Genomic DNA, 26,909 nt, shown 5'->3' on the forward strand with positions numbered 1-26,909 from the left:
GATGTTTTCGGCGGAAGGCCAAGGCGGTGAACGCCGATCTACAGCTGCGGACCAGACAGTCTAACCTCTCGCTCGGCGCGGAAGACATTGCCATACAGGTTGCTGATCCATTGTCTTCCGCTCGAGGTTACGTTCAAATAACGGATCGCCGTCGGGACTTGCGGTGCGACCTTGGTCCAGTAGAACTGCGGATATTTGTGCACCACGTCCGCGGGTGTGGCGTATCCGAGCGATTTGTTGAGCCCTATCTCTTCGAATTCATAGAAGAGCGCATTTGATTTCTTCATGTAGTTCGGATCGCCGAGCTGGCCGATCAGATCAGCGGCGCGCAGCAACAAACCTTCTTCCTCGTCCAGATCATCCTTGAGTTCGCTCGTTGGTGCGTCTGTATAGGGAAAGCGGGTATATTCGATGGCCTGGGCAACGCGCGCGGCGTCGATCTGGTCGACTGCGTCGAGGCGCTCCACCGCGAACAATTTTGAGCGATCGACGTGATAGGGCGCAAGCGCTGCATCGGAGGAGCCGACCGGCAACTCAACCGTTCGGCCGGTACCATCAACGACATAGGCGCCCTCCTGGTCTCCGTAGATGACGCCCCGAACGTAGCCGATGTCGTGGATCAGACAGGCCAGGATAAAGTGAGCGTAATCGCTGGCCGTGGTTTGCCTCAGAAGTGAGCGGCCGATCAGGATGTCGTGCCCCACCAGCGTGACCAACAGGGTGTGCTCCACGTTGTGATACAATGCATCGCTATTGCCGATACATTCCAGGGCCAGCTTCGCCGCGTAAGGGAGCAATTCCGGCAAGCTGGCATGCGATGAGCCGAAGCGGCCTTTTGTCTCCGAGATGAGGAACGCACCGAGCGCCTGGGACGTCAGTTCTGGAATTGTTATCATGAGCAAGGTCCTCGTCGACGAACCCCCAGTAAGCCTGCTGCAGGATCAGGAGGGAGAGGAGGCCACTGGAAGAATGCGACGCCGAGCCGGAAGTTGCCGGGCGCCAGCGAACTGAAAGGCGACGTCGCCGCCTGAAATGGGGCTGAACATGACGTGAGGCCAAAGGCGGGGGTGATGCTTGACCTAGATCAACGTGGCTGCGGCGCATGCTACGTCTGCCCGGCAGCAACGCCCATTCAGGGTGGTCAAAAGCCGGCGTGCGGCGCGAAGGCCAGTCAGCCGGAGGCTGACATCGGCCGACAATTCAGCCATGGCGCCAATTTGTCGCCAGACCGCGTGGCTGGTCCGCCCTAGAAAGCGCGAAGGGTGCACCGGTACGCTCGGGTTCGAATGAACCCCACCCGACGGCGGAGCGACATGTTATTCTGGGTCATTGTATTTATGTGATTATCAGGAGACCGGATCATGATTCCTCAGGATCGGTTTCGCGGCCTTTTTCATAAATATCTGTTCGCGCTTTTCGTGGCTGTCGCGATCCCACTTGCTTTCAACGGCGTTATTGAAGCGTGGTTCGGCTATCGCGATCAGCGCGCGAGGCTCGACCAGTGGCTTAGCCTCCAGTCCGCATCCGCGGCCGCCGAAATTCACGATTTCATCCACGGCATCACGAGTCAGCTTGGCTGGCTGGTTCAGCTTCCATGGAGTGACGAGTTCGACGAACGCCGGCGGACCGACGCGTTGCGCCTGCTTCGACAAGCGCCCGCCATCGTCAGTCTCACACTCCTCGACGGCAATGGCCTGGAGCGTCTCTACATCTCGCGGATCGGCCTCAATCGGATCGAGAGCCGCACGGACCGATCAGCCGATCCCGCCTTGGTTGGTGCCCGCGCAGCTCAGATCTGGTTCAGCGACGTCAGCTACAATCGAGGCTCCGAACCGTACTTGACGGTCGGGATTGCCGGCAACCGACCGGCTGTCGGCGCAGTCATAGCCGAAGTGAACCTCAAGCTGATTTGGGACGTGATCTCGGCGATCAAGGTCGGAAAGACCGGCTCCGCCTTCGTCCTGGACCGATCGGGTCGCCTGATCGCCCATCCCGACATCAGCCTCGTGCTCCGCGGGGCGGAGGAAGCAACCTCCAAGCCATTTCGGGCTGTGCGGGACGCGATAGGGTCGAAAGCGGGCTTCGCAACGAGCCGGGATGCGCAAGGACACTATGTTGCCGCCAGCGCTGCTCCCGTACAGGGCCCCGACTGGACAGTCGTGGTCGTGCAGCCGCTATCCGAAGCTTACGCGCCGATCTATTCCGCCCTGTGGCGGACGGCAATGCTTCTCGCAATCAGCACCATGCTCGCAGGCATTCTTGCCTATGCATTGGCGCACCGGATGACGGAGCCGATCAAGCTGCTCGAGGAGGGCACGGAGAGGATTGGTGCCGGGTCCTTTGACCACCGCATCTCGATCCACACCGGGGACGAGTTCCAGCGTCTTGCAAACAGTTTCAACAGAATGGCGTCCGAGCTGGCGCTGGCGCAGCAGCACCAGGAGCGCATCGCCAAGCTCAAGCGGTTCCTTGCCCCCCAGGTCGCCGATCTCGTCGATCGAGCCGGCGATGACAGCGTGCTGGACGGCCGCCGTACGGAAGTCGTCGTTGTCTTCTGCGATTTGAGGGGGTTCACCGCGTTTTCAGCAGGCGCCGCGCCCGAGGACGTCATGAGCGTATTGTCGGAATATTATGAAAGCCTTGGCAGGGTCATCACGAAATTCGAGGCAACGCTGATCAATTTCTCCGGCGACGGACTGATGGTGCTGGTGAACGCACCTGTCCCGGTCGAAGAGCCTGCATTGAGAGCCATCGATCTCGCCGTCGACATGCAGACGAACGTGCAAGCCCTCATCGCCGGCTGGCGATCGCGTGGCTACCACATTGGTTTCGGAATCGGCCTTGCCAGCGGGCCGGCGACTGTCGGCCGGATCGGATACGAGGACCGGCTCGACTACACCGCCATTGGAAGCGTCGTGAATCTTGCGGCCCGGCTGTGCGCATCTGCCGCAGACAAGGAAATCCTGATCGACGCCAAAGTCGCCGCCGACGTCAAGGGCAGGCGGCCCGTTGAGGATCTCGGGGGCCGCGAGATCAAAGGATTTGACGAAGCCATTCCAGTCTTCGGAATATCCTTCGAGGCTCTCGAGCCGAGTGGCCGCGGGATGCCCGGCACAATCCGCTAGAGACTGTCCGCGTATCCGGGGCTATGCTCCGGCAAACGGCTGACGGCAGCGGGTCCGTGGGCATGAGGTGCGCCAACCCTGAAGCAGCAACGCTACGCAGACGCGCCAGACGGCGTGATTTTCTTCTTTGGATGGCAGGCGCCGCGACGTGGACGACCGTCTCGTATGGGCAGAAGCCCTCCATGCCGGTCATCGGATATCTTTGCCCGGAGTCACCCGAGCTCTTTGGCAGTCGACTTGAGGCTTTCCGACAGGGACTGGAGGAAGCCGGCTTCGTCGAGGGGCGCAATGTGGCGATCGACTTTCAGTGGGCCGCCGGACAATATTCTCGATTGCCAGCCCTGGCTGCCGAATTGGTCGCCAGAAATGTAGACCTGATCGTGGCTCCTGGCGGGGCTCCCGTGGCACTTGCCGCGAAGGGTACGGGTACGACCAAGACCATCGTGTTCGAGATGGGCGGCGACCCCGTTCAGCTACGCGTGGTGGACAGCCTGTCGCGGCCGGGCGGAAATATCACGGGGGTATCGAGCCTGAGCGTCGATGTGTCGCCAAAGCGGCTTGAGCTGATGCGCGACCTGTTGCCCACGGCGACCAGATTGGCGGTGGTCGCCAACCCGACAAGTCCGACCGCACCATCACAATTGCAGAAGCTTCAGGCGGCCGCAGAAACCCTGCGGGTTCAACTGCAGATCTATAGCGCAAGCAAGGAGGATGAATTTGAATCCGTGTTCGCGGCCGTTGCCAGGGACGGGCCAAGCGGAGTTGTGTTTACCTCCGACCCTTATTTTGCATTTCGCAGTGCCCGACTGGCGGCTCTCGCGATGAAATATCAATTGCCCGCAATCACGCAGACCCGAGACTTTCCCGTGGCTGGAGGTTTGATGAGCTACGGAGGAGATTTCGTGCAGTCGCACCGTCGCGCGGGTATCTATGCCGGACGCATTCTGTCGGGCGAGAAGCCTCCGATCTTCCGGTTCAGCTCGTCACGAAGGTGGAGCTCGTTGTCAATTTGAAGGCAGCGAAACTGCTCGGCCATCCGTTCTCCGCGGCAGTCATTGCCGGCGCGGACGAGGTGATCGAGTAAACCATCATGGGAACGCGCCCAGATCGGCTTACACGAACCTGACAGGGGGCGCGGGCGAGCCTGCCACGCGCTTTTTCGCTGGCCGAGGCGGCCGGAATGGTGGAAGAGAGCGAAGATGCGGCGCGAGCCGTGATTGCACCGGAATATCCGGCGGGACTGCGATGCGCCTTCTGATCGTCGAGGACAATGTCGAGCTGTCGCGGCTCGTTGCCGCCGGGCTGTCGGCCGCCGGCTACCAGAGCGACATCGTGAGCACCGCGGCCGAGGCGCGCGAGGCGGTCAGCAGCGTCAGCTACGCTGCGATGATCCTCGACCTCGGCCTTCCCGACGGCGACGGCCTGTCGGTGCTGCGCGAGCTGCGGCGGCAGATGGAGCCGCTGCCGGTGCTGGTGCTGACCGCGCGCGGCGGCTTGCAGGACCGCGTCAGCGGCCTGCGCAGCGGCGCCGACGACTATCTGGCAAAGCCGTTCGCCATGGAGGAGCTGGTGGCGCGGCTGGAGGCGATCCTGCGCCGGCCCGGCCAGCTGCTCGGCCGTTCGCTGCGCCTCGCCAATCTCGTCTACGACACCGAAAGCCGCCAGATCTTCGTCGACGACCAGCCGCGGATCATCTCCGCGCGCGAGACCTCGGTGCTGGAAATTTTGCTGCGCCGGCAGGGGCGGGTGGTGCCGAAGAAGAACGTCGAGGACCACATCTTCGGGCTCGAAGGCGAGGTCGCCTCCAACGCGGTCGAGGTCTACGTCTCGCGGCTGCGCAAGCAGCTCACCGAGCACGGCGCCAAGGTCGTGATCCACACCATCCGCGGCGTCGGCTATCTCATGTCCGAGGAGAAATAGCGTGGCGGCCGCCGGGGCCTATGGCAGATCGCCGACATTCAAATCGTTGATCTGGCGCATCGTGTTCATGCACATCGTGGCGGTCGCGGTCGTCGCGATCTTCCTGCCGCTGGTGCTGTTCTGGCTGCTCAATTCCGAAGTCGACCAGCTGCACCGCGAAGCCATGCGCGCGCAGGCCGAGGTGCTGGCCGAGCGCATTGTCGCCGCGCCGGACGGCCTGCTGACGTTCAACCTGCCGGACAGCCTGCGGGGCCTCTATTCGGAAGCCTACGGCCGCTATCTCTACGATATCCGCGATGCCGACGGCCGTTTGCTGTTCTCGTCCCGCCGCAAGACGGGAGCGGCAGCGTCGGCGCCGCCGACACTTTCCGAGACGATTTCCGGCGCCGGCGTCACCCGCATCATCGACGGCAAGATCGTGCGCATCCGCGTGGCCGAGGATCTGGCGCATCGCGACGTCATCATCGACGACATCATCTCGAACTTCTTCCGCCGGGTCGGGTGGATCACCATTCCGATCCTGCTGATCCTGCTCGCCGCCGACATCATCATCTTCCGCCGCGCCATCGCGCCATTGTGGAAGGCGTCGGAGGAGGCCAGCAATATCGGGCCGGCGCGCACCGACATCCGCCTGCCGACGGAGCAGATCCCGCGCGAGATCATGCCGCTGGTCACCGCCGTGAACCAGGCGCTCGACCGGCTCGAGGACGGTTTTCGGGTGCAGCGGCAGTTCACGGCGGATGCCGCGCATCAATTGCGCACGCCGCTCACGATCCTGCGCACGCGGATCGAGACGCTGGGCGATGGCGCCGCAAGGCAGGCGCTGCACGACGACATCGAAGGCATGAGCCGCATCGTCGCCCAGCTGCTGGAGATCGCCGAGCTCGACACCCTGGTGCTCGATCCCGGCGAGACCGCGGACCTGCGCGCCGTCTGCGCCGAGGTGGTCGGCTCCATCGCGCCGTTCGCGATCGCGCAGCACAAGGACATCGCGCTGAAGGGCGCCGACGCGCCGGTGCTGATCCACGGCAATGCGGAGATGCTCCAGCGCGCGATCTTCAACCTCGCCGAAAACGCCATCAAGTTCACGGCGAAGGATACCGCCGTCGACGTCGAGGTGCGCGAGGACGGTTCGGTGCGCGTGCGCGATTGCGGCCCCGGCATCGCGGAGACCGAGCGCGAGCTGATCTTCCAGCGCTTCTGGCGCGCCGACCGCCAGCGCAGCGACGGCGCGGGACTCGGGCTCTCGATCGTGCGCGGGGTCGCGGACGATCATGCCGCGACGGTGGCGGTGGAAAATCTTCCCGGCGGCGGCGCGGAGTTCACGCTGCGGTTTCGGCTGGCGGAGAAGACGGCTTCTTCACCCTCTCCCCTTGTGGGAGAGGGTGGCTCGCCGCGATAAGCGGCGAGACGGGTGAGGGGTTCTCTCCGCGAATCCAACTCTTAGTCAAGCGCGCGGAGAGAACCCCTCATCCGGCGCTCCGCGCCACCTTCTCCCACAAGGGGAGAAGGGAAGAAAGCGGCCGCTATTTCAGCTTGCCCGTGGACAGGTCCATGATCATGCGCGTGGCCAAATAAAGCCGCGGCACGATGCTGTTGATCTGCACATATTCGGCATCGTTGGAGTGCGCGCCGAAGCCTGACAGGCCCATGCCTTCCACCACGGCGCCGCTGGTCTTGAGCGCGGCAAATGCGGCGTCGGTGCCGCCGCCGGTCGCCTTCTCGTCGACCTTGAGGGACAGTCCGATCTCCCCATAGATCGTCTTGCCGTAGGCCGCGACGCGGCGCGAGGCGTCGTTGGCCTCCAGCGGCGGGCGGCGCACCTCGAATTTCAGCTCGACCCTGGAGTCGGGCAGCAGGCGATTCTTGATCTTCTCCTGCAGCGCCTTCTGCAACTCGTCGAAATCGGCGACCTTGAGCGCACGCGCATCGGCCTGGGCCGAGGCGTCGGCCGGGATCACGTTGCGGTTGGTGCCGGCCTTCGAGACCGTCCAGTTCAGCTTCAGGCCCTGCTCGGGCTTGGACAGGTCCTTCATCTGCAGCACCTGGTGCGAGAGCTCGTACAGCGCGTTGACGCCGCCCTCGGGCCGCGCGCCGGCGTGCGAGGACTTGCCGTGCACCGTGAGATAGGCCGAGCCGATGCCGCTGGTGGCAAGGCGCAGCGTGCCGTCGGTGCCGCCGCCCTCGAACGAGAACACCACGTCCTGATCCGCGGCGAATTTGGTGATGGTGCTGCGCCAGCCGGGCGAGGAGATCTCCTCGTCGCCATTGGTGAGCACCGTGAGCGTGCCGTAATCCCTAAAATTGAGTTTCTGGAGCATCGCCACGGTATGGAGAATGAGCGCGACGCCCTGCTTGTCGTCGGCAATGCCGAGGCCGTAGGCCTTGTCGCCGTCGACGCGGAACGGCTGGTCCTTCAGCATGCCCTTCAGGTACACCGTGTCCATGTGGGCGATCAGCATGATCTTCTTGCTGCCGGTGCCCTTGAACACGGCGTGCACGGCCGGGCCGATCGTCTCGGGCGTGTCGTCGAGGCGATAGACGTCGGTGGGGTGCAAGATCTCCACCGTGCCGCCGAGCTGCTTGAGCTGGCCGGCAACGCGCTCGGCGATCTGGTTCAGGCCGTCGATGTCCTTGCTGCCGGATTCGATGCTGACGAGATCGCGCAGCGTGTCGAGCAGCGGCTGCTGCTCCTTTTGCGCCAGCGCATGGACATCGGTCATCGGTTCCGCATGCGCAAACGTTGCGGCACATGCCAGCCAGAGCGATGCAATCAAGGGAGCGAGCGACGGAGCAGGGAGCGATCGGGACATGCGCGGCGGTCCATCAGTTGGAGGATGGCCCGGTATGCCCGTGTTTGCGTTGCTTGTCACGCGCGCGGGCGCGCGCGTCATGAACCGCCGAGGCGGAACATGACGACGATGGTTATGGCCGCTATTTCTGCGGCGGTCCGAGATCCAGTGGCGGCAGGTCGATCTGCGGCACTTCGATCTTGACCTTGTCGAGGTCGACGTTGAGCGGCTTGTCGAGCAGGCCCGTCACCGTGATCGGGAAGATGATCACGAGCAGCACCATGATCAGCTGCAGGCCGATCCAGGGGATTGCGCCCCAATAGATGTCGGAGCTCTTCACTTCCTTCGGCGCCACGCCGCGCAGATAGAACAGCGCGAAGCCGAACGGGGGATGCAGGAACGAGGTCTGCATGTTCACGCACAGCATCACGCCGAACCAGATCAGCGCCGCGTCCGGTCCCACCACCGGGGCGAGGACCTTCTGCGCGATCGGCGCGATCATCGGCAGGATGATGAAGGCGATCTCGAAGAAGTCGAGGAAGAACGCCAGGAAGAAGATGAAGAGGTTGATGAAGATCAGGAAACCCCACACGCCGCCGGGCAGCGAGGTCAGCAGATGCTCGAGCCAGACGCCGCCGGAGACGCCAAGGAACACCACCGAGAAGCAGGTCGAGCCGATCAGGATGAAGGTGACCATGCAGGTGAGGCGCATGGTGGACTCGTAGCCCTGCTTGATCAGGTCGCGCAGTTCGGGGATGCGTGCCGCCTGGATGCAGATCCACGCCACGGCGAGATAGGTGACGGCGAACGAGAGCCTGAAGACCAGGTTCTCGGTGAACAGCATCGCGACGATGGTGCCGACGCCGGCGGCGATCACGCCGCCGATCAGGATCATGCGGTCCTTCGAGGTGAAGTCCTTGTGATGGATCGCGGCGAGCACGATGGCGCCGACAGCGCCCATCGCGCCGGCTTCCGTCGGGGTCGCAAGACCCATCATCATGGTGCCGAGCACGACGAAGATCAGCACGGCCGAGGGGATGATGCCCATCAGGCACTTCTTCCACAGCGCCCAACCGGTCAGCGTGCGCGCTTCCTTCGGCACCGGCGGCACGTGGCTCGGCTTGATCAGGCCGAGGATGAAGGTGTAGCCGGCGAACAGCATGATCTGGAACACCGAGGGGCCCCAGGCGCCGAGATACATGTCGCCGACCGACTTGCCGAGCTGGTCGGCGAGCACGATCAGCACCAGCGAGGGCGGCACCAGCTGCGTGATCGTACCGGAGGCCGCGAGCACGCCGGTGATATAGCGCATGTTGTAGCCGTAGCGGATCATCACCGGCATCGAGATCAGCGCCATGGCGATGACCTGCGCCGCCACCGTGCCGGTGATGGCGCCGAGGATGAAACCGACGATGATCACGGAATAGCCGAGGCCGCCGCGGACCGGGCCGAACAGCTGGCCCATCGAGTCCAGCATGTCTTCGGCCAGTCCACATCTCTCTAATATGGCGCCCATGAAGGTGAAGAACGGGATCGCGAGCAGCAGCTCGTTGGAAAGCACGCTGCCGAACACGCGGCCGGGGATCGCCTGCAGGAAGTTGAGGTCGAAGAATCCGAGATAAATGGACAGGAAGCCGAAGGATAAGCCGACCGCCGCGAGCGTGAACGCGACGGGGAAGCCGATCAGCATCGCCAGAACCAGGCCGCCGAACATCAGCGGCGGCATCATTTCCAGCGTAATCATTGGGTCGGCCTCTCGTACTTGGCGTCGATCGTCACATAGCCCTGGAGAGCCGCGATACGCTTGATGACTTCGGAAACACCCTGAAGCGCCAGCAATACGAAGCCGGCGGGGATCACGAACTTGATGGGCCAGCGGATCAGGCCGCCTGCGTTGCCCGACATCTCGCCGACGTTATAGGCCTGCATGAAGAACGGCCAGGACAGATAGGCGAGCAGGAGGCAGGAGGGGATCAGGAAGCAGAGCGTGCCGATCATGTCGAGCCAGAGCTGGCCGCGTTCCGAGAGCGTGAGGTAGAAGATCTCGACGCGGACATGCTCGTTGCGCTTGAAGGTGTAGGACGCGCCGAACATCACCAGGATGGCGAACATGTACCATTGCAGCTCCAGCCAGCCGTTCGAGGAGTTGCTGAAGGCATAGCGGATCATGGCATTGGCCGCGCTGACCAGGCACGCCAGCAGGACCAGGATGTTACAGACGTACCCAATCTTTTCATTGAGGGCGTCGATGGCGTTGCTCACCGCCAGCAATGGACGCATCTTACCTTCTCTCCGTCGCCGTCGCGGCACAACACTTTACGGGAGGCTTCAGCACGCATCGCTTGGCCGGCGTGCGAAAAGCACGCGACCGCACGGACAATATTCCGGAGCGATTGCGGCGTCAGTCCTCCCCTCGTGCCTTGCCGTCTTGACCGCGACCGCCAAAGGGGCGCGGCCGGCTTATTGCTGCCGGGCAAGCAAAGGCGGCTGCACCAAACCAGTGGGCTTGTGCGCCGTCAATCGGAAAATGGGCAAATTGACGCCGAGTCAAAAGCTTATGGCGGGGAGGGCGCGAATCCCTCAGCCGCCCGTGACGCTCATGTGCCTGGAGACGCTGGGGCGGTCGTGGCGGCGGTCGATGATGAAATCGTGGCCCTTGGGCTTCAGCCCGATGGCGCGGTCGATCGCATCCGCAAGCAGCATGTCGTCGTCAGATGCACGCAGGGGTTTGCGCAAATCTGAAGCATCCTCGTGGCCGAGGCAGGTGTGCAGCGTGCCCGTGCAGGTGATGCGCACCCGGTTGCAGGATTCGCAGAAATTATGGGTCATCGGCGTGATGAAGCCGAGCTTGCCGCCGGTCTCGGCAACGCTGACATAGCGCGCCGGCCCGCCGGTGCTCTCGGCCAGATCGGTCAACGTGAATTGCTGGGCGAGCCGCGCGCGCACCAGCGACAGCGGCAGGTACTGGTCGATACGGCCCGAGCCGATCTCGCCCATCGGCATGACCTCGATCAGCGTCAGGCCCATGCCCTTGCCGTGCGCCCAGCGCATCAGGTCGGGAAGCTCGTCCTCGTTGAGGTTCTTCAGCGCCACCGCGTTGATCTTCACGCCAAGCCCAGCGGCGCGCGCGGCTTCGATGCCCTCCAGCACCTTGTCGATCTCGCCCCAGCGGGTGATCTCGCGAAATTTCTTGGGATCGAGCGTGTCGAGCGAGACGTTGATGCGGCGGACGCCGCAATCGGCGAGCTCCCGGGCGTGTTTCGCAAGCTGGGTGCCGTTGGTGGTCAGGGTCAGCTCGCTCAAGGCACCGCTCGAAAGGTGGCGGGACAGCGAGCGCACCAGCGTCATCACGTTACGGCGGACCAGCGGCTCGCCGCCGGTGAGCCGCAGCTTCTTCACGCCCTTGGCGATGAAGGCCGTGCAGAGCCGGTCGAGCTCCTCCAGCGTCAGCAGGTCCGCCTTGGGCAGGAACGTCATGTCTTCCGACATGCAATAGAAGCAGCGCAGATCGCAGCGGTCGGTGACGGATACGCGCAAATACGAGATGGTCCGCCCGAACGGATCGGTCATCGCGCTCGACAGCGCGTCGCGGGGGCTCGCTGCTGCGAGAGGGCTCGCGGAAGGTCCGTTCATACCAGATGCCTTGCCAAATGCCTTGTCACTTACGGCGACGGGCGCACCTTTGCTTCAGTGGTGCTCTGGAAGCAATCTAAGCATCGGACGCGGCTAGGACAATCGGGTGGTATACGTAATCAGCGCCTGGATCAGCGCTTTCCTGCGTTCGGATCGGGAAACGGCGAGGCCGCCACCGCAGCAGGTGCAGCATCCGCAGGGGCCGCAGGGGCCGCAGCGGGTGCGGCATCCGCAGGCGCCGCGGCGGCTGCGGCCGGCTTCGGCTTCTTCGGCCGGTGCGGCTTCTTCACAGGCTTGGGCGGCACTGCCGGCTGGAGTTCCGCGAACACCGGATTCGGGTCGGTGGTGACCGAGGCAGGCGTGGTGAAATCCCCGGGATTCTTGATCACGTTCACCGGCACGCTGGCCGGCTGATATTTCGGCAGCGCGAAAGCGACGGTGAACGGCGCGTCGGGCGCGGGAACTGAGACGGAGCAGGGGGTCTTGCAACCAGCACCCAGCGAGGTCGTGGCGTCAGCCCCCGGAGGATTGGATTCGAGCCGGACCTGGACGGTCGGCGGCGCCGATTTGAACATGTCCCAAGACATCGAGGAGCAGCCACCAAGGCTCGCTCCCGCTAGCGCAATCGCGATGACACGACGCATGACCACCCACTTCTAACTGCGACGAACCGCCACATCCCCGGGCGAACCTACGAGCGTCGTTCCAAGCAAGCAACCGGCGCGCTGCGCATAGTTAATAGATGGTTAACGCAGGGTTCCGTAGAATATGCCAGTTATCTCAGAGGCTTGTGGCTCCTAGGTGGTCATCAGGCTGTGGGCCGCGGCCGGCAGGTCGCGCATGTGATGGATCAGCCGGTCCGGCTTCAGCTCGGCGATCGGCACGTCCGTGTAGCCGAAGCTGACCCCGATCACGGGCACCCCGGCGCGCCGGGCGACGCCGACGTCGGTTCCGGCATCGCCGACCATGATGCTGGCTTTGACCGCTCCGCCGGCGCGCGCCACGGTCTCGCGGAAAATGGTCGGATCGGGCTTCTGGACGCCAAAGGTGTCCGCGCCGCAGATCGCGGCAAAGCGGCGGGTGAGGTCGAGCTGGTCCAAAAGCCGCTTCGACAGCCATTCCAGCTTGTTGGTGCAGACCGCCAGCCGGTGGCCCTGGGCGGCAAACTGGTCGAGTGCGGCCTCGAGCCCCTCGAACGGACGGGATTCGACCGCGATATGGTCGGCATAATAGGCGATGAAATCCGCCGTCATCCGGTCCATGTCAGCCGGCGTGACCATGCGGCCCTCAGCCTCCAGCCCTCGTTCGATCAGCTTGCGGGCGCCGGCGCCGATCATGTTGCGGGCCGAGGCCATCGGCACGGGCGGCAGCCCTTCGCGGTCGAGCACGAAATTCAGCGCGGTGATCAGGTCGGGCGCCGTATCCACAAGCGTGCCGTCGAGATCGAAGACGAGGGTGTAAGAGGAGGTCATGGTCCCAGCGCTATCGGGCCGGCCGGATCGGCGCAAGGGCCGAAGCCATAAGTTCACCTTATAAGATCGGCCCGGAGGCCTGTTCCGGCAGGAAAAACGAGGCTACATAGGCCGCCGCAAGCAACCTATCGGCGGCACACTCTAAAATTCAGGGGCGGGCGCATCGTGAACATGGACCAGTTGAAGCGGCAGGCTGCGGCGCGCGCCCTCGAGGAGGTGCGTGACGGCATGCAGCTCGGGCTCGGCACCGGCTCGACCGCCAAACATTTCGTCGAGCTGCTCGGCGAGCGCGTACAGGCCGGGTTGAAAGTGATCGGCGTGCCGACCTCGGAGGCGACGCGCCTCGATGCCGAGCGCTGCGGTGTGAAGCTGACGACGCTGGACGAGATCGATCATCTCGACCTCACCGTCGACGGCGCCGACGAGATCGATCCCGACTTCAACCTGATCAAGGGCGGCGGCGGCGCGCTGCTGCGCGAGAAGATCGTGGCGGCCGCCTCGGATCGCATGATCGTGATTGCCGACGACAGCAAATGGGTGCCGACGCTCGGCCGCTTTCCGCTGCCGATCGAGGTCATCCCGTTCGGGCTCGGCGCGACGCGCCGCGCGATCGAGAAGGCATTTGCCGAATGCGGCGTTTCCGGGCAAATGGCGGTCCGCAAAGCCAAAGGCGGCGACAAGGATGGCCACGTTTTCGTCACCGATGGCGGCCACTGGATTCTCGATGCTCAGCTCGGACGCATCGTGGATCCGCCTGGCCTCGCCAAGGCGTTGAGCTCGATCCCCGGCGTGGTCGAGCATGGCTTGTTTATCGGCTTGGCCAGCTCGGCCGTTTTGGCGGGCGGCGAGGGAATTCGCGTGATTGAACGGCGTAAGCCGAAAGGAGACTAGGAATGAAGAGCGTATTGAGATTCTTGCCGGCTGCGACGCTTGCTGCTGGACTGGCCGTCTCGGCGGTCCCGGCGATCGCGCAGCAGGCCGCGCCGGCCCAGAAGGCTGCTCCCGCGCCGGCCCCGCCGAAAGCCTCGCCTGCGGCGATTGCGGCGGCCAAGGAGATCCTGCAGATCAAGAACGCCACCGCGATGTATCAGGGCGCCGTGCCTGGCATGGTCGAGAAGACCAAGATCACGCTGATCCAGCAGAATCTCAACTACCAGAAGGAGCTCAGCGAGGTCGCGCCGATCGTGGCCCAGCAGCTCAACGGCCGCCAGAACGAGATCGGCGAAGGCATGGCGCAGATCTATGCCAGCGAGTTCACCGAGCAGGAGCTGAAGGACCTCGTCACCTTCTACAAGTCGCCGCTGGGCAAGAAGCTGATCGACGCCGAGCCGCGCGCCATCGGCCTCAGCATGGCCTTCATGAACTCCTGGGCCCAGAACTTCTCCGAGACCGTGATGGGTGCCTTCCGTGCCGAGATGCGCAAGCGTGGCAAGGAAATCTGACAGTACCTATCTGATCAGAAATCCCTAAAGCGCGTCATCGCGCTTTAGGATGTTATTTGCGCATGGTCCTATCGGAGAACCGCTGCACACTTCTCCGGATCATGCGCTGAAAGAAGAGGTCGGAGTGGACAATGGCTGAATTCGACGTCGACCTCTTTGTCATCGGCGGCGGCTCGGGCGGCGTGCGTGCCGCCCGCATCGCGGCCGGTCACGGTGCGCGCGTGATGATCGCGGAAGAGTACCGCATGGGCGGGACCTGCGTGATCCGCGGCTGCGTGCCGAAGAAGCTGTTCGTGATCGGCTCGCATGTCCGTCACGAGCTGGAAGATGCCGCCGGTTTCGGCTGGACCGTTCCGCCCGCGACCTTCGACTGGCCGACGCTGATCGCCAACAAGGACAAGGAGATCGCGCGGCTGGAAGCGGCCTACACGACGAATGTCGAGAAGTCGGGTGCGCAGGTCGTCAAGAGTCGCGCGGTGATCGAGGACAAGCACACCGTCCGCCTGCTCGAGAACGACCGGAAGATCACCGCAAAATACATCCTGATCGCCACCGGCGGCGCGCCCAACCACGGCGCCTCGATCCCCGGCATCGAGCACGTGATCTCCTCCAACGAGGCGTTCCATCTGAAGAAGCTGCCGAAGCGGATCGTGATCCAGGGCGGCGGCTACATCGCGCTGGAATTCGCCGGCATCTTCGCCGGCTACGGCTCCGACGTTACCGTGGTTTACCGCGGCGACAACATCCTGCGTGGTTTCGATGAGGACGTTCGCGCCCACGTCCGCAGCGAGATGGAAAAGCAGGGCATCACCATTCTCACCGGCTGCACGGTGGCGAAGGTCGATCGGCACGGCGAGGAATTCACCACGCATCTGTCGAACGGCTCGAGCCTTGCCTCCGACCAGGTGATGTTCGCGATCGGCCGCCATCCGTCGGTCGCCAATCTCGGCCTGGAGAAGGCCGGCGTCGCCATCAACCCCGAGAATGGCGGCATCGCGGTGGACCATTTCTCGAAGAGCTCGGTCGACAGCATCTATGCTATCGGCGACGTCACCCACCGGCACAATCTGACGCCGGTTGCGATCCGCGAGGGGCATGCGTTTGCCGACACCGTGTTCGGCAAGCGCGAGGTGCAGGTCGATCATTCCTACATCCCGACCGCGGTGTTCTCGCAGCCGGAGGTCGGCACGGTCGGTCTGACGGAAATCGAGGCGCGTGCGCAATTCAGCCACGTCGACATCTACAAGACGACGTTCCGGCCGATCAAGGCGACCATGTCCGGCCGCGACACCCGCGTGCTGATGAAGCTCGTCGTCGATGGCTCGACCGACCGCGTCCTCGGCTGCCACATCGTCGGCGATTGTGCCGCCGAGGTCACCCAGGTGGTCGCGATCGCGGTGAAGATGAAGGCGACCAAGGCCGACTTCGACGCGACGATCGCGCTGCATCCGACCGCGGCCGAAGAGCTCGTCACCATGCGCACGCCGACGGCGTGCCATGTGCGTCAGGCGGCGGAGTAGGACCGGCCTTCAGCGCGACCTCAAAGCACTGAGATCACGTCACGTCATCTCCGATATCTTGCCCTTGCCCTGGCAGGACTCGCATTTGACCGGATAGATCTTGCGGCCCGGGTGCGCTGGCTCCTTGGACTTGGGAAAGCCGGTTCCGTTGCACAGCGGGCAGGTATGTTCTTTGATCTTCGGGCGCATGCTAGATCCTTTCCGGCTGTGGTGGCGCAGCGGCCCCTGCAGGGGCCGCCTTGCCTTGTGGTCAATGGTTCAAGGCCGGCCTAGCCTCCGGCGGGCTCATCCTCGGCGAAGGTCTGCTCGATGGCGGCGGGCATCTTCGCAACCGACATCAACGAACGTGCGACCTGATTGAGCAACTGGTCCGCGTTCTCTTCCTCCGCCAGATTCTTGGAAAGCAGCGCGACGACGGCGGTGTGACGCAACTGCTGCGCCAGGTTGCGGGCGGTCGCGTAGCCGGCAATCTCGTAGTGCTCGACACGCTGTGCCGCACCGATCAACGCGAGATCCGCAGCGGCATCGTCCTTCCTGGCGCCCTCCTTGATCACTTCGTCGCCTTCCTCGACAAGCCCCTGCATGCCCTTGCAAGCCTTGGCGCGCGGCTTCTTCCCAAGAAGTTCGAAGCACTCGTCGAGACGCTCGATCTGCGCTTCGGTTTCGGCCAGGTGAACGGTGAACAGCTCGGAGAGCTGGTCGTAGCGGGCAGCCTCGATCATCTGAGGCAATGCCTTGGTCAACTGCTTCTCCGCGTGCAGGAGATCCCGCAGCTGATCGATCAGCAGGTCGTCAAGGCCAACGGACGGTTCCGATGGCGAGCTTTCGGCAACGATGGAAGGCGCTGCGCCGGGATCGCCGCTCTGGAGTGCCGGTGATTCCATGAACACCCAGTCCTCGCCTTCATTCCAGGGACCTCTTGTGTCGATTTCTCCATTGTCGCCGGACCCTGTCGAATCGTTGAAGAACTGGTCCACGAGACCGGGCGTCGGAGCGATGCGGCCGATGCTGAACGTGGGCTTGTTCATGCTTTCCAGTGCGCGTGAGAACGCCTTCATGTGGGTGATTTCCCGTGTCATCAGGAATTGCAAGGCGTCCTTGGTGCCGGCGTCATCACAGAAATTGATCAGGCGCTCATAGACGATCTTGGCCCGAGCTTCTGCGGCGATGTTGCTGCGCAGATCGACGTCGAGTTCTCCGGTGATCTTGAGATAGTCCGCCGTCCAGGCACTGCCTTGCGAGTTGAACAGATTGACACCGCCGCCTCCGGCAATCGCGATCAAGGGATCGGCTTCCGCCGCTTCGCGATCGAACTTCATGGGTTTCAAGTGCAGCCGCGCGAGCGATCCGACGACCTCAAGGTGGCTCAACTCCTCGGTTCCAATATCCATGAGGAGATCCTTACGGTCGGGATCCTCGCAGTTGAGACCCTGAATGGAATACTGCATGGCGGCCGCAAGCTCGCCGTTGGCGCCACCGAATTGCTCCAGCAGCATATTGCCGAACCGGGGATCGGGCTCGTCGACCCGGACTGTGAACATGAGCTTTTTGACGTGATGATACATGGAAAGACCTTTGACTACAGGAGATACCGGGGCCAACTGAGCGCTGTGTTGGACGTTCCTAATTCGGATCGTGCCGCGACCAGATGCTTCTCGGGAGAATCAGGTGGCTCAATGCAGCGTTTCCGCCGCGGCTTCGTCGACAGCGGCCATCAGGTCAGCCGTATCCGATTGCTGGATCATGTGACCCGCATTCGGGACGCGACGCATCTTGCTGTGCTTGATCTCGTCATGCAGCCTGCCGGACTGTTCGTCGATGTCGATGAGGCGGTCGTCCTCGCCGGCCAGGATGGTGACCGGCATGGCCAATTCGCCGTAAGTCTTCGCCGACAGCATCGCAGAAGGGACCATCAACGCCGCTTCCGCGGCACCCGCACGAAGCTGCGACGGACGCACCGCCAGTGATTTGGGGAAGCCGTCGAATTTTTCCGGGACGGATTTGGGCCCGAACAGCTGCCGCAGCATCGTCGGCCACATCAGGCGGCTGAGGATCGGCGAGATCGTGTGACTGAGGATGTCGCCAAACCCTGGTATCGCCGGCCCGGCCATCGCCATCATCGCGTCGGTGCGGGCCGTCGGGAAATAATAGCCCGACGCCAGTATCAAGGCTTCGACCAATGAGGGGTGCCTGCTTGCCAGGGCGATCGCAACCGATGCGCCCCAGGAATGTCCGAGCACGATCGCCTTGTCGACGCCAAGGTGCGCAAGCGCGTCTTTGAAAAGGTCGGCTTGGGCGGCCGGCGTCCACACCACGTTGCGCGGCCTCAGACTGTGCCCGAAGCCGGGACGGTCGAACACGATGACCCGATAGTCCTTGGCTGCAAGATCGATCAGGCCACTCGACTCGAAATCCTGGATCATGCTGCCATTGCCATGGAGCAGAACCAGCGGGCGTCCGGACCCGCGCTCGACATAGTGCAGCCGAACACCGTCGATGTCGATGAACCGCCCTTGGGGCGGATTATCACGCTGCGCCTTGTCGGCAAGGCGCCGATTGACGAACGCGGCCGCTGCGAGCAGGCCGGCCGTCGCGGCAATCGTGGAGGCCAAGGGATGTTCTGCGAGAGCATGAAGGGCCGTGGCCGCCAAAGATGGCGAACGTTTTTTCAGTATGCGCATGTGACACTTTCGCTGACTGCGGCCAGCTGTTGGAGAGTGGGGAAGGGACGCTTCCGCATTGACGCCCTTGGTCGCATCACGACCGCGATGGCGCCGGATTCTTGCTGGAGGAGATTTCCGTGCGTCGCGGGTGCGGTTCGGAGACCGGATCAGCACCATCGAGCAGGGATCGATTTCGCCTTCTTGGGACCCGGAACAGTGCTGGTCCGGACCTCCCGGCATGCGCATTCACGGATCATGTCGTGCAGACGCAACAGGAGGGACGGAGAGATGTTCCTAATCCAATCGATGCAGCCAGCAGTCGGAAAATGCCGTAGATCGGAGGTAAAGGCGTGGTTCCTCGGGGCCGCGCACTGGTGAATGTCATTTGCGACACCATATCCAGGATATCACCCGCACAGACATGACAGGCGCCGGTGACAGAGAGACGCTGCCGCGCTCCCGCCACAACCGGAGGCGCGCATTGAACGTTATCTCCTATCCCCTGCATCTCTGCCGCAAGTTCGATCGCCGCTGGAGCGCGAAAGCGGTTCAGGACGAGACACAGCAATCCCCGTCACAACGGCCCAACGGCTGTACCGCCTGCGGGCGAATAGTGGCGGCTCCCTTGCATGCGACCTACTTGCCCACCGGGAACTTCGTCAATCAGTGGCGGTGCCCTGTGTGCAAGAACTCCTGGCAGACCTCTGCCGATGCCACGAGCAGCACTGATATCCAATTGAGCCAGTCCGAGCATCTTCGGCAGAATGCCGGGCACTGCCTGACGCTGGAAGACACCGCTGCCAACGACGCGGCGCGCAAGCAGTTCAGGAGCATGGGCGATGCCTGGCTCGCTCTCGCGGAGACGCAGGAGTGGCTCGATGGTGCGACGCCGCCGGTCTCGCGACCGCAGCCGCAAAGCGCTGATTTGATTCCGATGCCAACGCAGGGGCGTTCGTCATGAATGAGAAGCGCAACCGCGTGCGTCAGGCGGATTCACTTGCCGAGCGTCTCGCAGCCGATGCACTGAGGCTGCGTGAAGAGGCCTCGCACCTTGAACCCGGCCCAGAGCGGGATGCGCTGCTGAGCAAGGCACACCGGAACAAGATGGCTGCCGATATCAACTCCTGTCTGACCGCTCCGGGACGCCGCTTGCCTGGATAGCCAGCGCAGATCTCGAGCCCGAGCTTTCACCGTTTGCCAATAGTAACGAACCACCAAGGGTCCGATTGAGATCCATGGACGATTTGGCGTGGGCAGCACTGCCGGGTCTGACGCAGGAAAACGGTCGACCTTTCCCCGGAATGCAAGGACCAGATGACATGGATCGAGACAAGAGCGGCCGCATCGTTGAGACTGCGCTCGAAGCGCGCCAAGGCGAGCTCGGTCCCAGCGTGTTGATGCTGCTGGGTGTGAGTGTGGGACTTGCAGTCATCCTCATGGTGATGACGTGGATGATATTCTTCAGAACCTGAGCGTGAAGGAGATGTCACAGCGCGAGACGTAGGAACTAAAGCTCTGATGGGGGCTTGGATCACTCCTTAGACACTGGAGACCATCATGAAGCGCCCATCGTTTATCGTTTGCATTTCTTTATTCGCGGCGGCCACCGCCTTCGCAGCTGCTCCGGCCTCGGCACAAAATCCACCGGCGCAGTCCGGACCGAACAACAGCGCGGTCAACAGCGCGGGGCAAAACAACTCCGACGCTCCTGTCGCAGGTCGCAACAGTTTCACCGAAGGACAAGCCAAGTCGAAGATCGAGGATGCCGGCTACGCCAACGTCACCGAACTGAAGAAGGACGACAACGGTGTTTGGCGCGGCCATGCCAGCAAGGGTGGATCTGCCACCGCGGTCAGCGTCGACTTTCAAGGCAACGTCAATTCGGCCAAGTAAGCCAATAAGCAAGTAAGAAGGACACACAATGACCGTTACAATTTCTCGTCTTTACGACAGCTACAGCACTGGGCAGCAGGCGGTTCAGCGTCTCGAAGCTGCCGGCGTGCCGCATTCGGACATCAGCATCGTCGCCAATAATTCGGACAGCTGGTTCAACACCGACAAGAAGGTGGACCGTGACCGCGATGGCGTCGACGATCGCGCCGAAGGTGCCGGCAAGGGCGCCGGCATCGGTGCGGGCGTGGGTGGCACTGCCGGCCTTCTCGCCGGTCTCGGCCTCCTCGCAATCCCCGGCCTCGGACCCGTCGTTGCGGCCGGTTGGCTCGCCGCAACCGCGGTCGGCGCGGCCGCCGGAGCCGCAACCGGCGGTGTCGTCGGAGCGATGACTGAGGCCGGCATTTCGCGGGAAGATGCGGACTCCTACGCCGAGGGCGTGCGTCGGGGAGGCACGCTGGTGTCGGCGCGGGTCGCAGATGCCGATCGATCCCGCCTTGACGCAGTCCTGAACGAGTCGTCGGTCAATTTGCGTGACCGCAGCGCCGCCTGGCAGAAGACCGGATGGAAGTCGTTCGATCCCGCCAGCAAGCCCTACGGTGCGGACGAAGTTCGCAAGGAGCGGCAGCTCTACGGTGGATCAGTGCGTTAAGGATCATTGCGCCAATGAGATCGCGACGGCCCGCTTCGGCGGGCCGTCTTTTCGTGCGGCTACGCGTACAGATATCCAACCGGCTTGCCCTCGGTGCGCAGGGGGCGGATGTCCTTCTGCGTGATGATCTGGCCGGCGAGGCCGTCGATCTCGTCGCGCTGGGTCGGCGTCCAGCTGCAAAGGTCGTACATGCCCTTTAGAAGACCGAGGCGGAGCACTTGCGTGTTCTCGCCGAGGCCGACGAGGCTGATCGAGCTCTTGCCCGCCGTCACCACATCGCCAGCCGCAAGCTCGATCGCCTCACCGGCCTTGTTCTTGAATTCGGCCGTGCCGCGAATGACGCGGTAGATTGCGACCTCGCCTTTGGCGAAGCAGCTGGCGTCTGCTGCCGTCGATGTGGTCTTCGGCAGGAGTGAATGTCCACGCGGGTCGGTTGCGATGATGTGGCCGGTGACGAGATGGCCGCTCGGCACTTCGATCCCGATATCGCGCACGTACACGGGCATGGCCGATTTGATCGGACTGCCGGTGAGCGGCTTGAACAACGCATCCAGCGCGAGGGGATCCTGAAGCCAGAAGCCCGCGTCGGCCGGCCGGTTGTGCAGCGGGTGGCTCCAGGCCACGCGCGGCGTCTCGGCCTCGTTGATCTGGTCCGGACCGACGATCGTCGGGTTCGGAAAGGTCGTCGGATCGGTCACGAAGGCTTCGAGGAATTTGCCGGAATAGCCCATCGAGATCGGGTCGGGCACCACGGTCTGCGGCGTCTTCAGGTTTTCTTCGGTCGACAGTCCCGACCAGGTGTAGAACAGCTGACGGTGGACGATCGCGCTTTGCAGCATCACCGCGCCGGGGCCGACATTGTAGAAGCGCCCGTCGTAGTCGAAGGTGAAGGCGCCCGAGGTGACCAGCACGAGCTGAAAGCCGCCCGGTGGAAGATGAAGATGGAAATCGGTGGGGCCGGTGTCCGGGCGGTAGATCGGGAGGTTCGTCGCGACTTCGTGCAGGAGGAAGGTTTCGTTATTGGCGTGGAAGCCCTCGTTCGCACGGTTGTAGAGGGCTTGCGGCCGGTACGTCGGCTCGAACCTGGCATTCCTGTCGCGATCGATCGCCACGAAATCCTGAGCGTTGAGGCGTAGCGGCGCGCCGTTCGGATGGGTGAGGCCGGTAAATTTGAGATCGCCGGCGGCATGCACGTTCATGGCACTCTCCGATCTTTGCCGCTCATCCGGTCTCCGGGCGCACGCATCTTGCTGCGCCAATTCGTGGGAGCAGGGAATCAGGCCTGACGCTGCCTTGCGAATTCTGGGCCAGTCGAGATGCAGCACGATGCGCGGGCCCGGCGGCCCCGCGCGGCGCGATGAAAAATCGAGATTGCACCTGAGGTTAGACGGCGCGTTAGGCTGGCTTACCTGGGCCTCGTCGCGGAGCCCGCAACCCCGGCGACGGGGCGCGGTTTGTCTAATTTGTCGGCAAGCCCCGGCGCAGGCGTGCAGCCGCGCAGGTCGCGTCGATCAGCAAAGGCCGGCGGCCGGGCATGTGAAACCGCTCATTCGAACGGCTGACGGGTGATCCGTTCGGGCTTGCCGATCGGGCTGTCCGCCCACTTCGCCATGTCCACCGTTCGCGCGTCGATGCCTTCGCACCAGAGGCAGCTGAGCTCCGCGCGGCCCTTGGCCGAAAGCAGCGGTACAAGTCCGTGGCCGCAGCCAGCGCAAGACGTGACGCGATTCACGCGTTCCTCCACGATCACCGAATTCAGGAGCGACATTGTCGTTCGCCAAGCTTGCGCGGGCGCTATGACGGCGCACGAACGCTTCCGATCGGAGCGCTCGCGCCCGAGATCGTCGAGGCTGCGATCCAGCGCGAGACCGCCCCGATGTCCTCCACATTCTCGCGATAGGCGCGAAGCTGGAATTCCGCCGAGCTGCCGCGCTCCACGATGGTCCGGCAGTGCTCGACCTCGGCGGCGCAGTTCAGCGCGGCTGCGTCCCCGGCGACGTCGTCGATGATCCGGGCGAGCTGCTCCGAGATGGTGACCGGCCCATCCTTCGAGGCAAAGATGCAATCGGTGCCGTAGCGCTGGGCCCGCCATTTGTTCTCGACCGCAATCGCGCGCTCGACCACTGTGACCTCCTTCGACCGATGCGGCCGCAGATAAAGATGGCGCGTCAGGCAGCGATAGAGCGAGGCGATGGCAACGGCGTCGTCGATGAAAGTGCAGGTGTCGGGCGCGCGAAGCTCGAGGGTCGGATGCCTCATGGACGGCCGCATCGCCCACCAGATATGGCTCTCGTCGGGAATCACGCCGGAGCGTTGCAGCGCGCCGACATATTCGTCGTAGTCGTGCCTGGTTTCGAACAGTTCGGGCAAGCCGGTGCGCGGCAGCTCGGAATAGGCGGCAAGCCGGTAGCCCTTCAGCCCGGTCTTGTGGGAATTCCAGAACGGGGAGGAGGCCGACAGCGCGATGAACAGCGGCAGATGCGGCAGCATCGCCCGCATCACCGCCATCCGCTTCTCGGGATCGGGCAGCTGGACGTGCACATGCATGCCGCACATCATGTTGCGGTGGCCGATGCTGCGCAGATCCTCGATCATCTCCTCGTAGCGCGGCTTCGGACTCGGCTGCGACATGCGCCAGACCGCGGTCGGATGCGTGCCGCAGGCCATGATGACGAAGCCGTATTGCGCAGCGACATTGGCGACCTCGCGGCGGAGGAACCGCAGCTCTTCCCGGGCGTCATTGACATCGACGTGAACGTTGGTGGCGACCTCGAGCTGGGATTGCAGCATCTCCCGCATCGCCTGGCCGCCGGTGGACCAGTTCACCGACTCGAACAGCGCGTTGGGCGTTTCGATCGCGACCTCGAGGCTGCGGCGATCGGCGAGGAAGTATTCCTCCTCGATGCCGAAGGAATATTCAGCCGCCTTGCCGCGTCCGCCGGCAGAGCGGATGACGAGGTGCTGCTTGTCATCGGAGGAATCGAGGCGCAGCAGTTTCAAAACATCCGAAGCAAATGTCATAGGGCCACCCGGCAGTGGTATTACCTGCGGGCAATAATCCGCCTGACACGGGCCGGTTCCGCGTCTGACCCACTGGAAATTGCAAGGTCGAACGGAACAATTTTCACGTTTTCGGACGCGCGCGCGACCAGCGCGTGATTCGGCGGAACTTCGGTCCAGTCCGTTTCCTTGTCGAACGGCTCGGACACGACGACGACCTGGCCGCCGCCGGCCTCGCGATAGTAGAGCGTGTTGGCGGCATCGTTGACCGCGACGCGAAACGCGTAGAGATCCCGGCCGTTGGCGATCGCGCTGGTGAAGCGCAGGCGCTCACGAAGCTCGCCCTCGTTGACCAGGCCGACCAGCGATTGCAGCACGGCTTGCGTTGCGCCAAGGGGATCGCTGTCGATTCCCGCGCCCATCAAGGCGAGGAACACGGCTTCCGAATCGGTCGTGCCAAGCCGCGAGGGGTAGTAGGCATCGGGGATCAGCGCCTCGACCTTGCGCCGCAGGCGATTCCAGCTGCCGACGAAGCCGTTGTGCATGAACATCCACTGGCCGCAGGCGAACGGATGACAATTCTGCCGCGTTACCGCCGTGCCGGTGGCGGCGCGCACATGGGCGAAGAACAGATGCGAGCGCAGATGGCGGCAGAGGTAGCGCAGGTTTTCGTCCGACCAGGCCGGACGGGTCTCGCGGTAAAGGCCGGGCTCCGGATGCTCACCATACCAGCCGAGACCAAAGCCGTCGCCGTTTGATCCCGCCGTCGACTGCAGCGAGCGGATGCTCTGTGCGATCAGCGAATGCTCGGGCTCGGTGACGTAGGGCTCGAACGAGGTGGTCTCGCCCCGGTATGCGATCCAGCGGCACATGCGGCCTTCCTGTCAGGATGTGGCGTAAGGTTCACCAACAAGATCGCCTGTGTTGGGTTCCCGACGATGAGTTCTGCAAAGTCCGGATCATTTCTGCGGCGTGTTTTAGACGTTCATTTACCCTGCATTGCGGGAACCCGCGCATTAATACATCTCTTAACGCCGACACGGTTAGGTTGCGCGCGAATTATGAGTGCGCATCATGAGCCGATTTGTTCTTTTCACCTGCATGGCGTTCGTCTCCACGTTCGTGGGTGTCTCCTGGGCGATGCGCGGATTTCCGGTGTCGCACGTTTCGCTGGTCGGTGAATTGAGGCCCACGCTCAGTTCCTCGTTCGGCGATGAGCATTCAAAGGCCAAGCAGCGGAAGGATTGGGAAGCGGAGCACACCCTGCAAAGCGACAAGGACCCGAAGCAAGACGCACTGCGGATGGACGCATTGCAGGCAAGCACCGCTTACGCGATGTCGCCGTGCGACGACACCATGAAGGCGAACCTGAGGGCGGCTACGGAGGCCTATGCGCGGGGCTGGGTGAAGATCTACGACTGCCCAAATCCGAGAATGGGCATGTTCTGCAGTGAAGAGAAGCGCGATCGGGCGAACGCCGCGTATTCCACGCCGCTGGACGTTCGCGTCAAGGCGCAACTGGCCGAGGCGTTCAAACAAAAGGGCATCGTCAAGGAAGACTTCCCGGAGGATATCCGCGACGTCGTTCTCTGGTTCACCGGGCCTGGTATGTTGTTTGATCCGTCTCCGGTATGCCTGCCACGGCAGCAGGCGTCGGCGAGCTTCAAATGAGCCGCGCCTGGTCCATCGTCTGGGCGCTTGTCATCTGGCAGGTCGCCGCCTGGGCATTCGCTACGCAGAAGACAGCCCAGCAACCAGCAGCACCGGTCGATGGTCCGGGTTATGGCTCCAACGAAGAGATCTTCGTGGACGGTCGCGCAGGCTTACGCCGCGAGACCGCTCTGGCGTTCGAGCGCCCTTATGGATCGCGTTGCGCGGGAGAGGGGCGGAAGCAATTCGTCGCCCATATCGACTACTACTATTATCGTCGTCAGAACGACATGGAACACTACCCCAAGATTTTCGGGAAGCCCGGGGCAAACTACATCGCCAAGCAATGGTCGACCGGAGACGACAAGCGCTTCGAACGCCTGACGCAGGAAGCCTACGCGCAAGGCTATCTTGCTCTATCGGATTTCGGTGACGTCGGGCGCAAACTGGCGGAAGCCGTTGTCAGGGGCGAGCGCGTCGTCGCGCATTCCTGCGCAAGCTGACTCAGGTTGGCAGCGGGATCAGCGCTGCGACCTCGCGATCGCCGTGGTTCTCGCTTGCGGCGAGACCCTGCGCGACGCCGACCCGATCGGCCTCGGGCCGGTTCTGGCTCATCTTGCGCTTACCTTCGAACCGCACCACGGGGATGCGCACGCCCACGATCCCGCGCAATTGTGCGGCGATGAAATCGGCGGGAGCGTCACTGACGGCCCACGGCTTGGCGCGCGGGCCCTCGTGCCTGTTCGTCAGCCGCGTCATGGCGTCGAGCAGGCGCTCCGGCTCCTGGAAGAATTCTACCGGGCCGTAGGCGTGCACGGCGACGTAATTCCAGGTCGGCACCACCTTGCCGGTCTCCTGCTTGGTCGCATACCAGGACGGCGTCACATAGGCGTCGGGGCCGTTGAAGATGGCGAGCGCATCGCCGATCGGTGGCAGCTTCCATTGCGGGTTGGCCCTGGCGACATGCCCATAGAGCACGCCGTGCTCGCCTTCGCTCTCGTCGAGGAAGAGCGGCAGGGGCGTTGCGACCGGGCCGTCGGCGGTGGCCGTCACCAGGCTGGCGAGCCGGGCGCCGCGGATGGTCGCGCGGATGCTCTCGATGTCGTCGTCCTTGAAGGCGGGCGGGATGTACATGGCGTGTCTCCGTTCT

General features: G+C 63.4%; 28 protein-coding genes and 1 pseudogene. 14 read left to right on the forward strand and 15 right to left on the reverse strand.

Going from position 1 to position 26,909, the window contains the following annotated elements:
• Positions 1–38: 38 nt before the first annotated feature.
• Positions 39–896: a hypothetical protein gene (locus AB7535_RS10065; RefSeq protein ID WP_063984030.1), complete on the reverse strand. Its 858-nt coding sequence runs from the start codon at positions 894–896 to the stop codon at positions 39–41.
• Positions 897–1,361: 465 nt separating this feature from the next.
• Here AB7535_RS10065 and AB7535_RS10070 point away from each other — a divergent pair, with 465 nt between their 5' ends.
• The 4 genes and pseudogenes from AB7535_RS10070 to AB7535_RS10085 all read left to right on the forward strand — a co-directional run bounded on the left by AB7535_RS10070 (position 1,362) and on the right by AB7535_RS10085 (position 6,447).
• Positions 1,362–3,125: a cache domain-containing protein gene (locus tag AB7535_RS10070; RefSeq protein ID WP_354112999.1), complete on the forward strand. Its 1,764-nt coding sequence runs from the start codon at positions 1,362–1,364 to the stop codon at positions 3,123–3,125.
• A gap of 131 nt (positions 3,126–3,256) precedes the next feature.
• Positions 3,257–4,209: pseudogene (locus tag AB7535_RS10075) on the forward strand (ABC transporter substrate-binding protein).
• A 161-nt stretch (positions 4,210–4,370) separates the two neighbouring features.
• Positions 4,371–5,045, forward strand: a complete 675-nt coding sequence (locus AB7535_RS10080; RefSeq protein ID WP_028146749.1) for a response regulator transcription factor — start codon at positions 4,371–4,373, stop codon at positions 5,043–5,045.
• 1 nt (position 5,046) lies between these two features.
• Positions 5,047–6,447: a sensor histidine kinase gene (locus AB7535_RS10085; protein ID WP_439036167.1), complete on the forward strand. Its 1,401-nt coding sequence runs from the start codon at positions 5,047–5,049 to the stop codon at positions 6,445–6,447.
• A gap of 124 nt (positions 6,448–6,571) precedes the next feature.
• On the opposite strand, the gene AB7535_RS10090 is transcribed toward AB7535_RS10085, so the two are convergent.
• The 6 genes from AB7535_RS10090 to AB7535_RS10115 all read right to left on the reverse strand — a co-directional run bounded on the left by AB7535_RS10090 (position 6,572) and on the right by AB7535_RS10115 (position 12,942).
• Entirely contained in the window at positions 6,572–7,858 is a 1,287-nt protein-coding gene (locus tag AB7535_RS10090; protein ID WP_439036168.1) for a M20/M25/M40 family metallo-hydrolase, read from the reverse strand.
• Between the two features lie 121 nt (positions 7,859–7,979).
• The gene (locus AB7535_RS10095; protein WP_166352235.1) at positions 7,980–9,581 is read right to left on the reverse strand and encodes a TRAP transporter large permease; all 1,602 of its coding nucleotides are present in this window, start codon (positions 9,579–9,581) and stop codon (positions 7,980–7,982) included.
• A complete protein-coding gene (locus tag AB7535_RS10100) occupies positions 9,578–10,117 on the reverse strand; it encodes a TRAP transporter small permease subunit (RefSeq protein WP_014496195.1) in 540 nt (179 codons plus the stop codon). The genes AB7535_RS10095 and AB7535_RS10100 overlap by 4 nt, the downstream gene beginning before the upstream one ends.
• 300 nt (positions 10,118–10,417) lie before the next feature.
• A complete protein-coding gene (gene moaA / locus AB7535_RS10105; RefSeq protein WP_085404869.1) occupies positions 10,418–11,470 on the reverse strand; it encodes a GTP 3',8-cyclase MoaA in 1,053 nt (350 codons plus the stop codon).
• Positions 11,471–11,601: 131 nt separating this feature from the next.
• Positions 11,602–12,114 (reverse strand): hypothetical protein, encoded by a 513-nt coding sequence (locus tag AB7535_RS10110; RefSeq protein ID WP_439036169.1) that lies wholly within the window; start codon positions 12,112–12,114, stop codon positions 11,602–11,604.
• 153 nt (positions 12,115–12,267) lie between these two features.
• Positions 12,268–12,942 (reverse strand): HAD family hydrolase, encoded by a 675-nt coding sequence (locus AB7535_RS10115; protein WP_354176930.1) that lies wholly within the window; start codon positions 12,940–12,942, stop codon positions 12,268–12,270.
• A gap of 165 nt (positions 12,943–13,107) precedes the next feature.
• Here AB7535_RS10115 and rpiA point away from each other — a divergent pair, with 165 nt between their 5' ends.
• The 3 genes from rpiA to gor all read left to right on the forward strand — a co-directional run bounded on the left by rpiA (position 13,108) and on the right by gor (position 15,904).
• Complete coding sequence (gene rpiA / locus AB7535_RS10120) at positions 13,108–13,833, forward strand: ribose-5-phosphate isomerase RpiA (protein ID WP_028146742.1); 726 nt, start codon at positions 13,108–13,110, stop codon at positions 13,831–13,833.
• A 2-nt stretch (positions 13,834–13,835) separates the two neighbouring features.
• Entirely contained in the window at positions 13,836–14,384 is a 549-nt protein-coding gene (locus AB7535_RS10125; RefSeq protein WP_071915171.1) for a DUF2059 domain-containing protein, read from the forward strand.
• A gap of 131 nt (positions 14,385–14,515) precedes the next feature.
• The gene (gor, locus tag AB7535_RS10130; protein ID WP_439036170.1) at positions 14,516–15,904 is read left to right on the forward strand and encodes a glutathione-disulfide reductase; all 1,389 of its coding nucleotides are present in this window, start codon (positions 14,516–14,518) and stop codon (positions 15,902–15,904) included.
• Positions 15,905–15,943: 39 nt separating this feature from the next.
• On the opposite strand, the gene AB7535_RS10135 is transcribed toward gor, so the two are convergent.
• The 3 genes from AB7535_RS10135 to AB7535_RS10145 form a co-directional block, all read right to left on the reverse strand.
• A complete protein-coding gene (locus AB7535_RS10135) occupies positions 15,944–16,093 on the reverse strand; it encodes a hypothetical protein (protein ID WP_155255931.1) in 150 nt (49 codons plus the stop codon).
• An 80-nt stretch (positions 16,094–16,173) separates the two neighbouring features.
• On the reverse strand, positions 16,174–17,469 hold the full coding sequence (locus AB7535_RS10140; protein ID WP_063984019.1) for a DUF892 family protein: 1,296 nt from the start codon (positions 17,467–17,469) through the stop codon (positions 16,174–16,176).
• 108 nt (positions 17,470–17,577) lie between these two features.
• Positions 17,578–18,585: an alpha/beta fold hydrolase gene (locus AB7535_RS10145; RefSeq protein WP_063984018.1), complete on the reverse strand. Its 1,008-nt coding sequence runs from the start codon at positions 18,583–18,585 to the stop codon at positions 17,578–17,580.
• A gap of 463 nt (positions 18,586–19,048) precedes the next feature.
• Here AB7535_RS10145 and AB7535_RS10150 point away from each other — a divergent pair, with 463 nt between their 5' ends.
• From AB7535_RS10150 to AB7535_RS10170, 5 genes are all read left to right on the forward strand, one after another.
• Positions 19,049–19,528: a hypothetical protein gene (locus AB7535_RS10150; protein ID WP_155795277.1), complete on the forward strand. Its 480-nt coding sequence runs from the start codon at positions 19,049–19,051 to the stop codon at positions 19,526–19,528.
• A complete protein-coding gene (locus tag AB7535_RS10155; protein ID WP_063984017.1) occupies positions 19,525–19,728 on the forward strand; it encodes a hypothetical protein in 204 nt (67 codons plus the stop codon). Before AB7535_RS10150 ends, AB7535_RS10155 begins: the two co-directional genes overlap by 4 nt.
• A gap of 74 nt (positions 19,729–19,802) precedes the next feature.
• The gene (locus AB7535_RS10160) at positions 19,803–20,039 is read left to right on the forward strand and encodes a hypothetical protein (protein WP_166049614.1); all 237 of its coding nucleotides are present in this window, start codon (positions 19,803–19,805) and stop codon (positions 20,037–20,039) included.
• 85 nt (positions 20,040–20,124) lie between these two features.
• Complete coding sequence (locus AB7535_RS10165) at positions 20,125–20,460, forward strand: hypothetical protein (RefSeq protein ID WP_063984016.1); 336 nt, start codon at positions 20,125–20,127, stop codon at positions 20,458–20,460.
• Between the two features lie 28 nt (positions 20,461–20,488).
• The gene (locus AB7535_RS10170; RefSeq protein WP_166094146.1) at positions 20,489–21,109 is read left to right on the forward strand and encodes a hypothetical protein; all 621 of its coding nucleotides are present in this window, start codon (positions 20,489–20,491) and stop codon (positions 21,107–21,109) included.
• 59 nt (positions 21,110–21,168) lie between these two features.
• Here AB7535_RS10170 and AB7535_RS10175 read toward each other — a convergent pair whose 3' ends face one another.
• The 4 genes from AB7535_RS10175 to AB7535_RS10190 form a co-directional block, all read right to left on the reverse strand.
• Complete coding sequence (locus AB7535_RS10175) at positions 21,169–22,308, reverse strand: hypothetical protein (RefSeq protein WP_354112997.1); 1,140 nt, start codon at positions 22,306–22,308, stop codon at positions 21,169–21,171.
• Positions 22,309–22,655: 347 nt separating this feature from the next.
• Positions 22,656–22,877 carry a hypothetical protein gene (locus AB7535_RS10180; RefSeq protein ID WP_175618061.1) on the reverse strand — a complete coding sequence of 74 codons (222 nt, stop codon included), beginning with the start codon at positions 22,875–22,877 and terminating at the stop codon, positions 22,656–22,658.
• 26 nt (positions 22,878–22,903) lie between these two features.
• Positions 22,904–24,130, reverse strand: coding sequence for a carboxylate-amine ligase (locus AB7535_RS10185; RefSeq protein ID WP_354112996.1), 1,227 nt, complete (start codon positions 24,128–24,130; stop codon positions 22,904–22,906).
• Positions 24,131–24,150: 20 nt separating this feature from the next.
• Positions 24,151–24,981, reverse strand: coding sequence for a class II glutamine amidotransferase (locus AB7535_RS10190; protein WP_354112995.1), 831 nt, complete (start codon positions 24,979–24,981; stop codon positions 24,151–24,153).
• A 202-nt stretch (positions 24,982–25,183) separates the two neighbouring features.
• On the opposite strand from AB7535_RS10190, the gene AB7535_RS10195 reads away from it, so the two are divergent.
• On the forward strand, positions 25,184–25,780 hold the full coding sequence (locus AB7535_RS10195; protein ID WP_224581006.1) for a hypothetical protein: 597 nt from the start codon (positions 25,184–25,186) through the stop codon (positions 25,778–25,780).
• A complete protein-coding gene (locus AB7535_RS10200; RefSeq protein ID WP_354112993.1) occupies positions 25,777–26,262 on the forward strand; it encodes a hypothetical protein in 486 nt (161 codons plus the stop codon). Before AB7535_RS10195 ends, AB7535_RS10200 begins: the two co-directional genes overlap by 4 nt.
• 1 nt (position 26,263) lies before the next feature.
• On the opposite strand, the gene AB7535_RS10205 is transcribed toward AB7535_RS10200, so the two are convergent.
• On the reverse strand, positions 26,264–26,893 hold the full coding sequence (locus AB7535_RS10205; RefSeq protein ID WP_439036171.1) for an FMN-binding negative transcriptional regulator: 630 nt from the start codon (positions 26,891–26,893) through the stop codon (positions 26,264–26,266).
• Positions 26,894–26,909 lie beyond the last annotated feature (16 nt).

It is taken from the genome of Bradyrhizobium sp. 956_D2_N1_4 (assembly GCF_052076025.1).
Classification (GTDB): domain Bacteria; phylum Pseudomonadota; class Alphaproteobacteria; order Rhizobiales; family Xanthobacteraceae; genus Bradyrhizobium; species Bradyrhizobium barranii.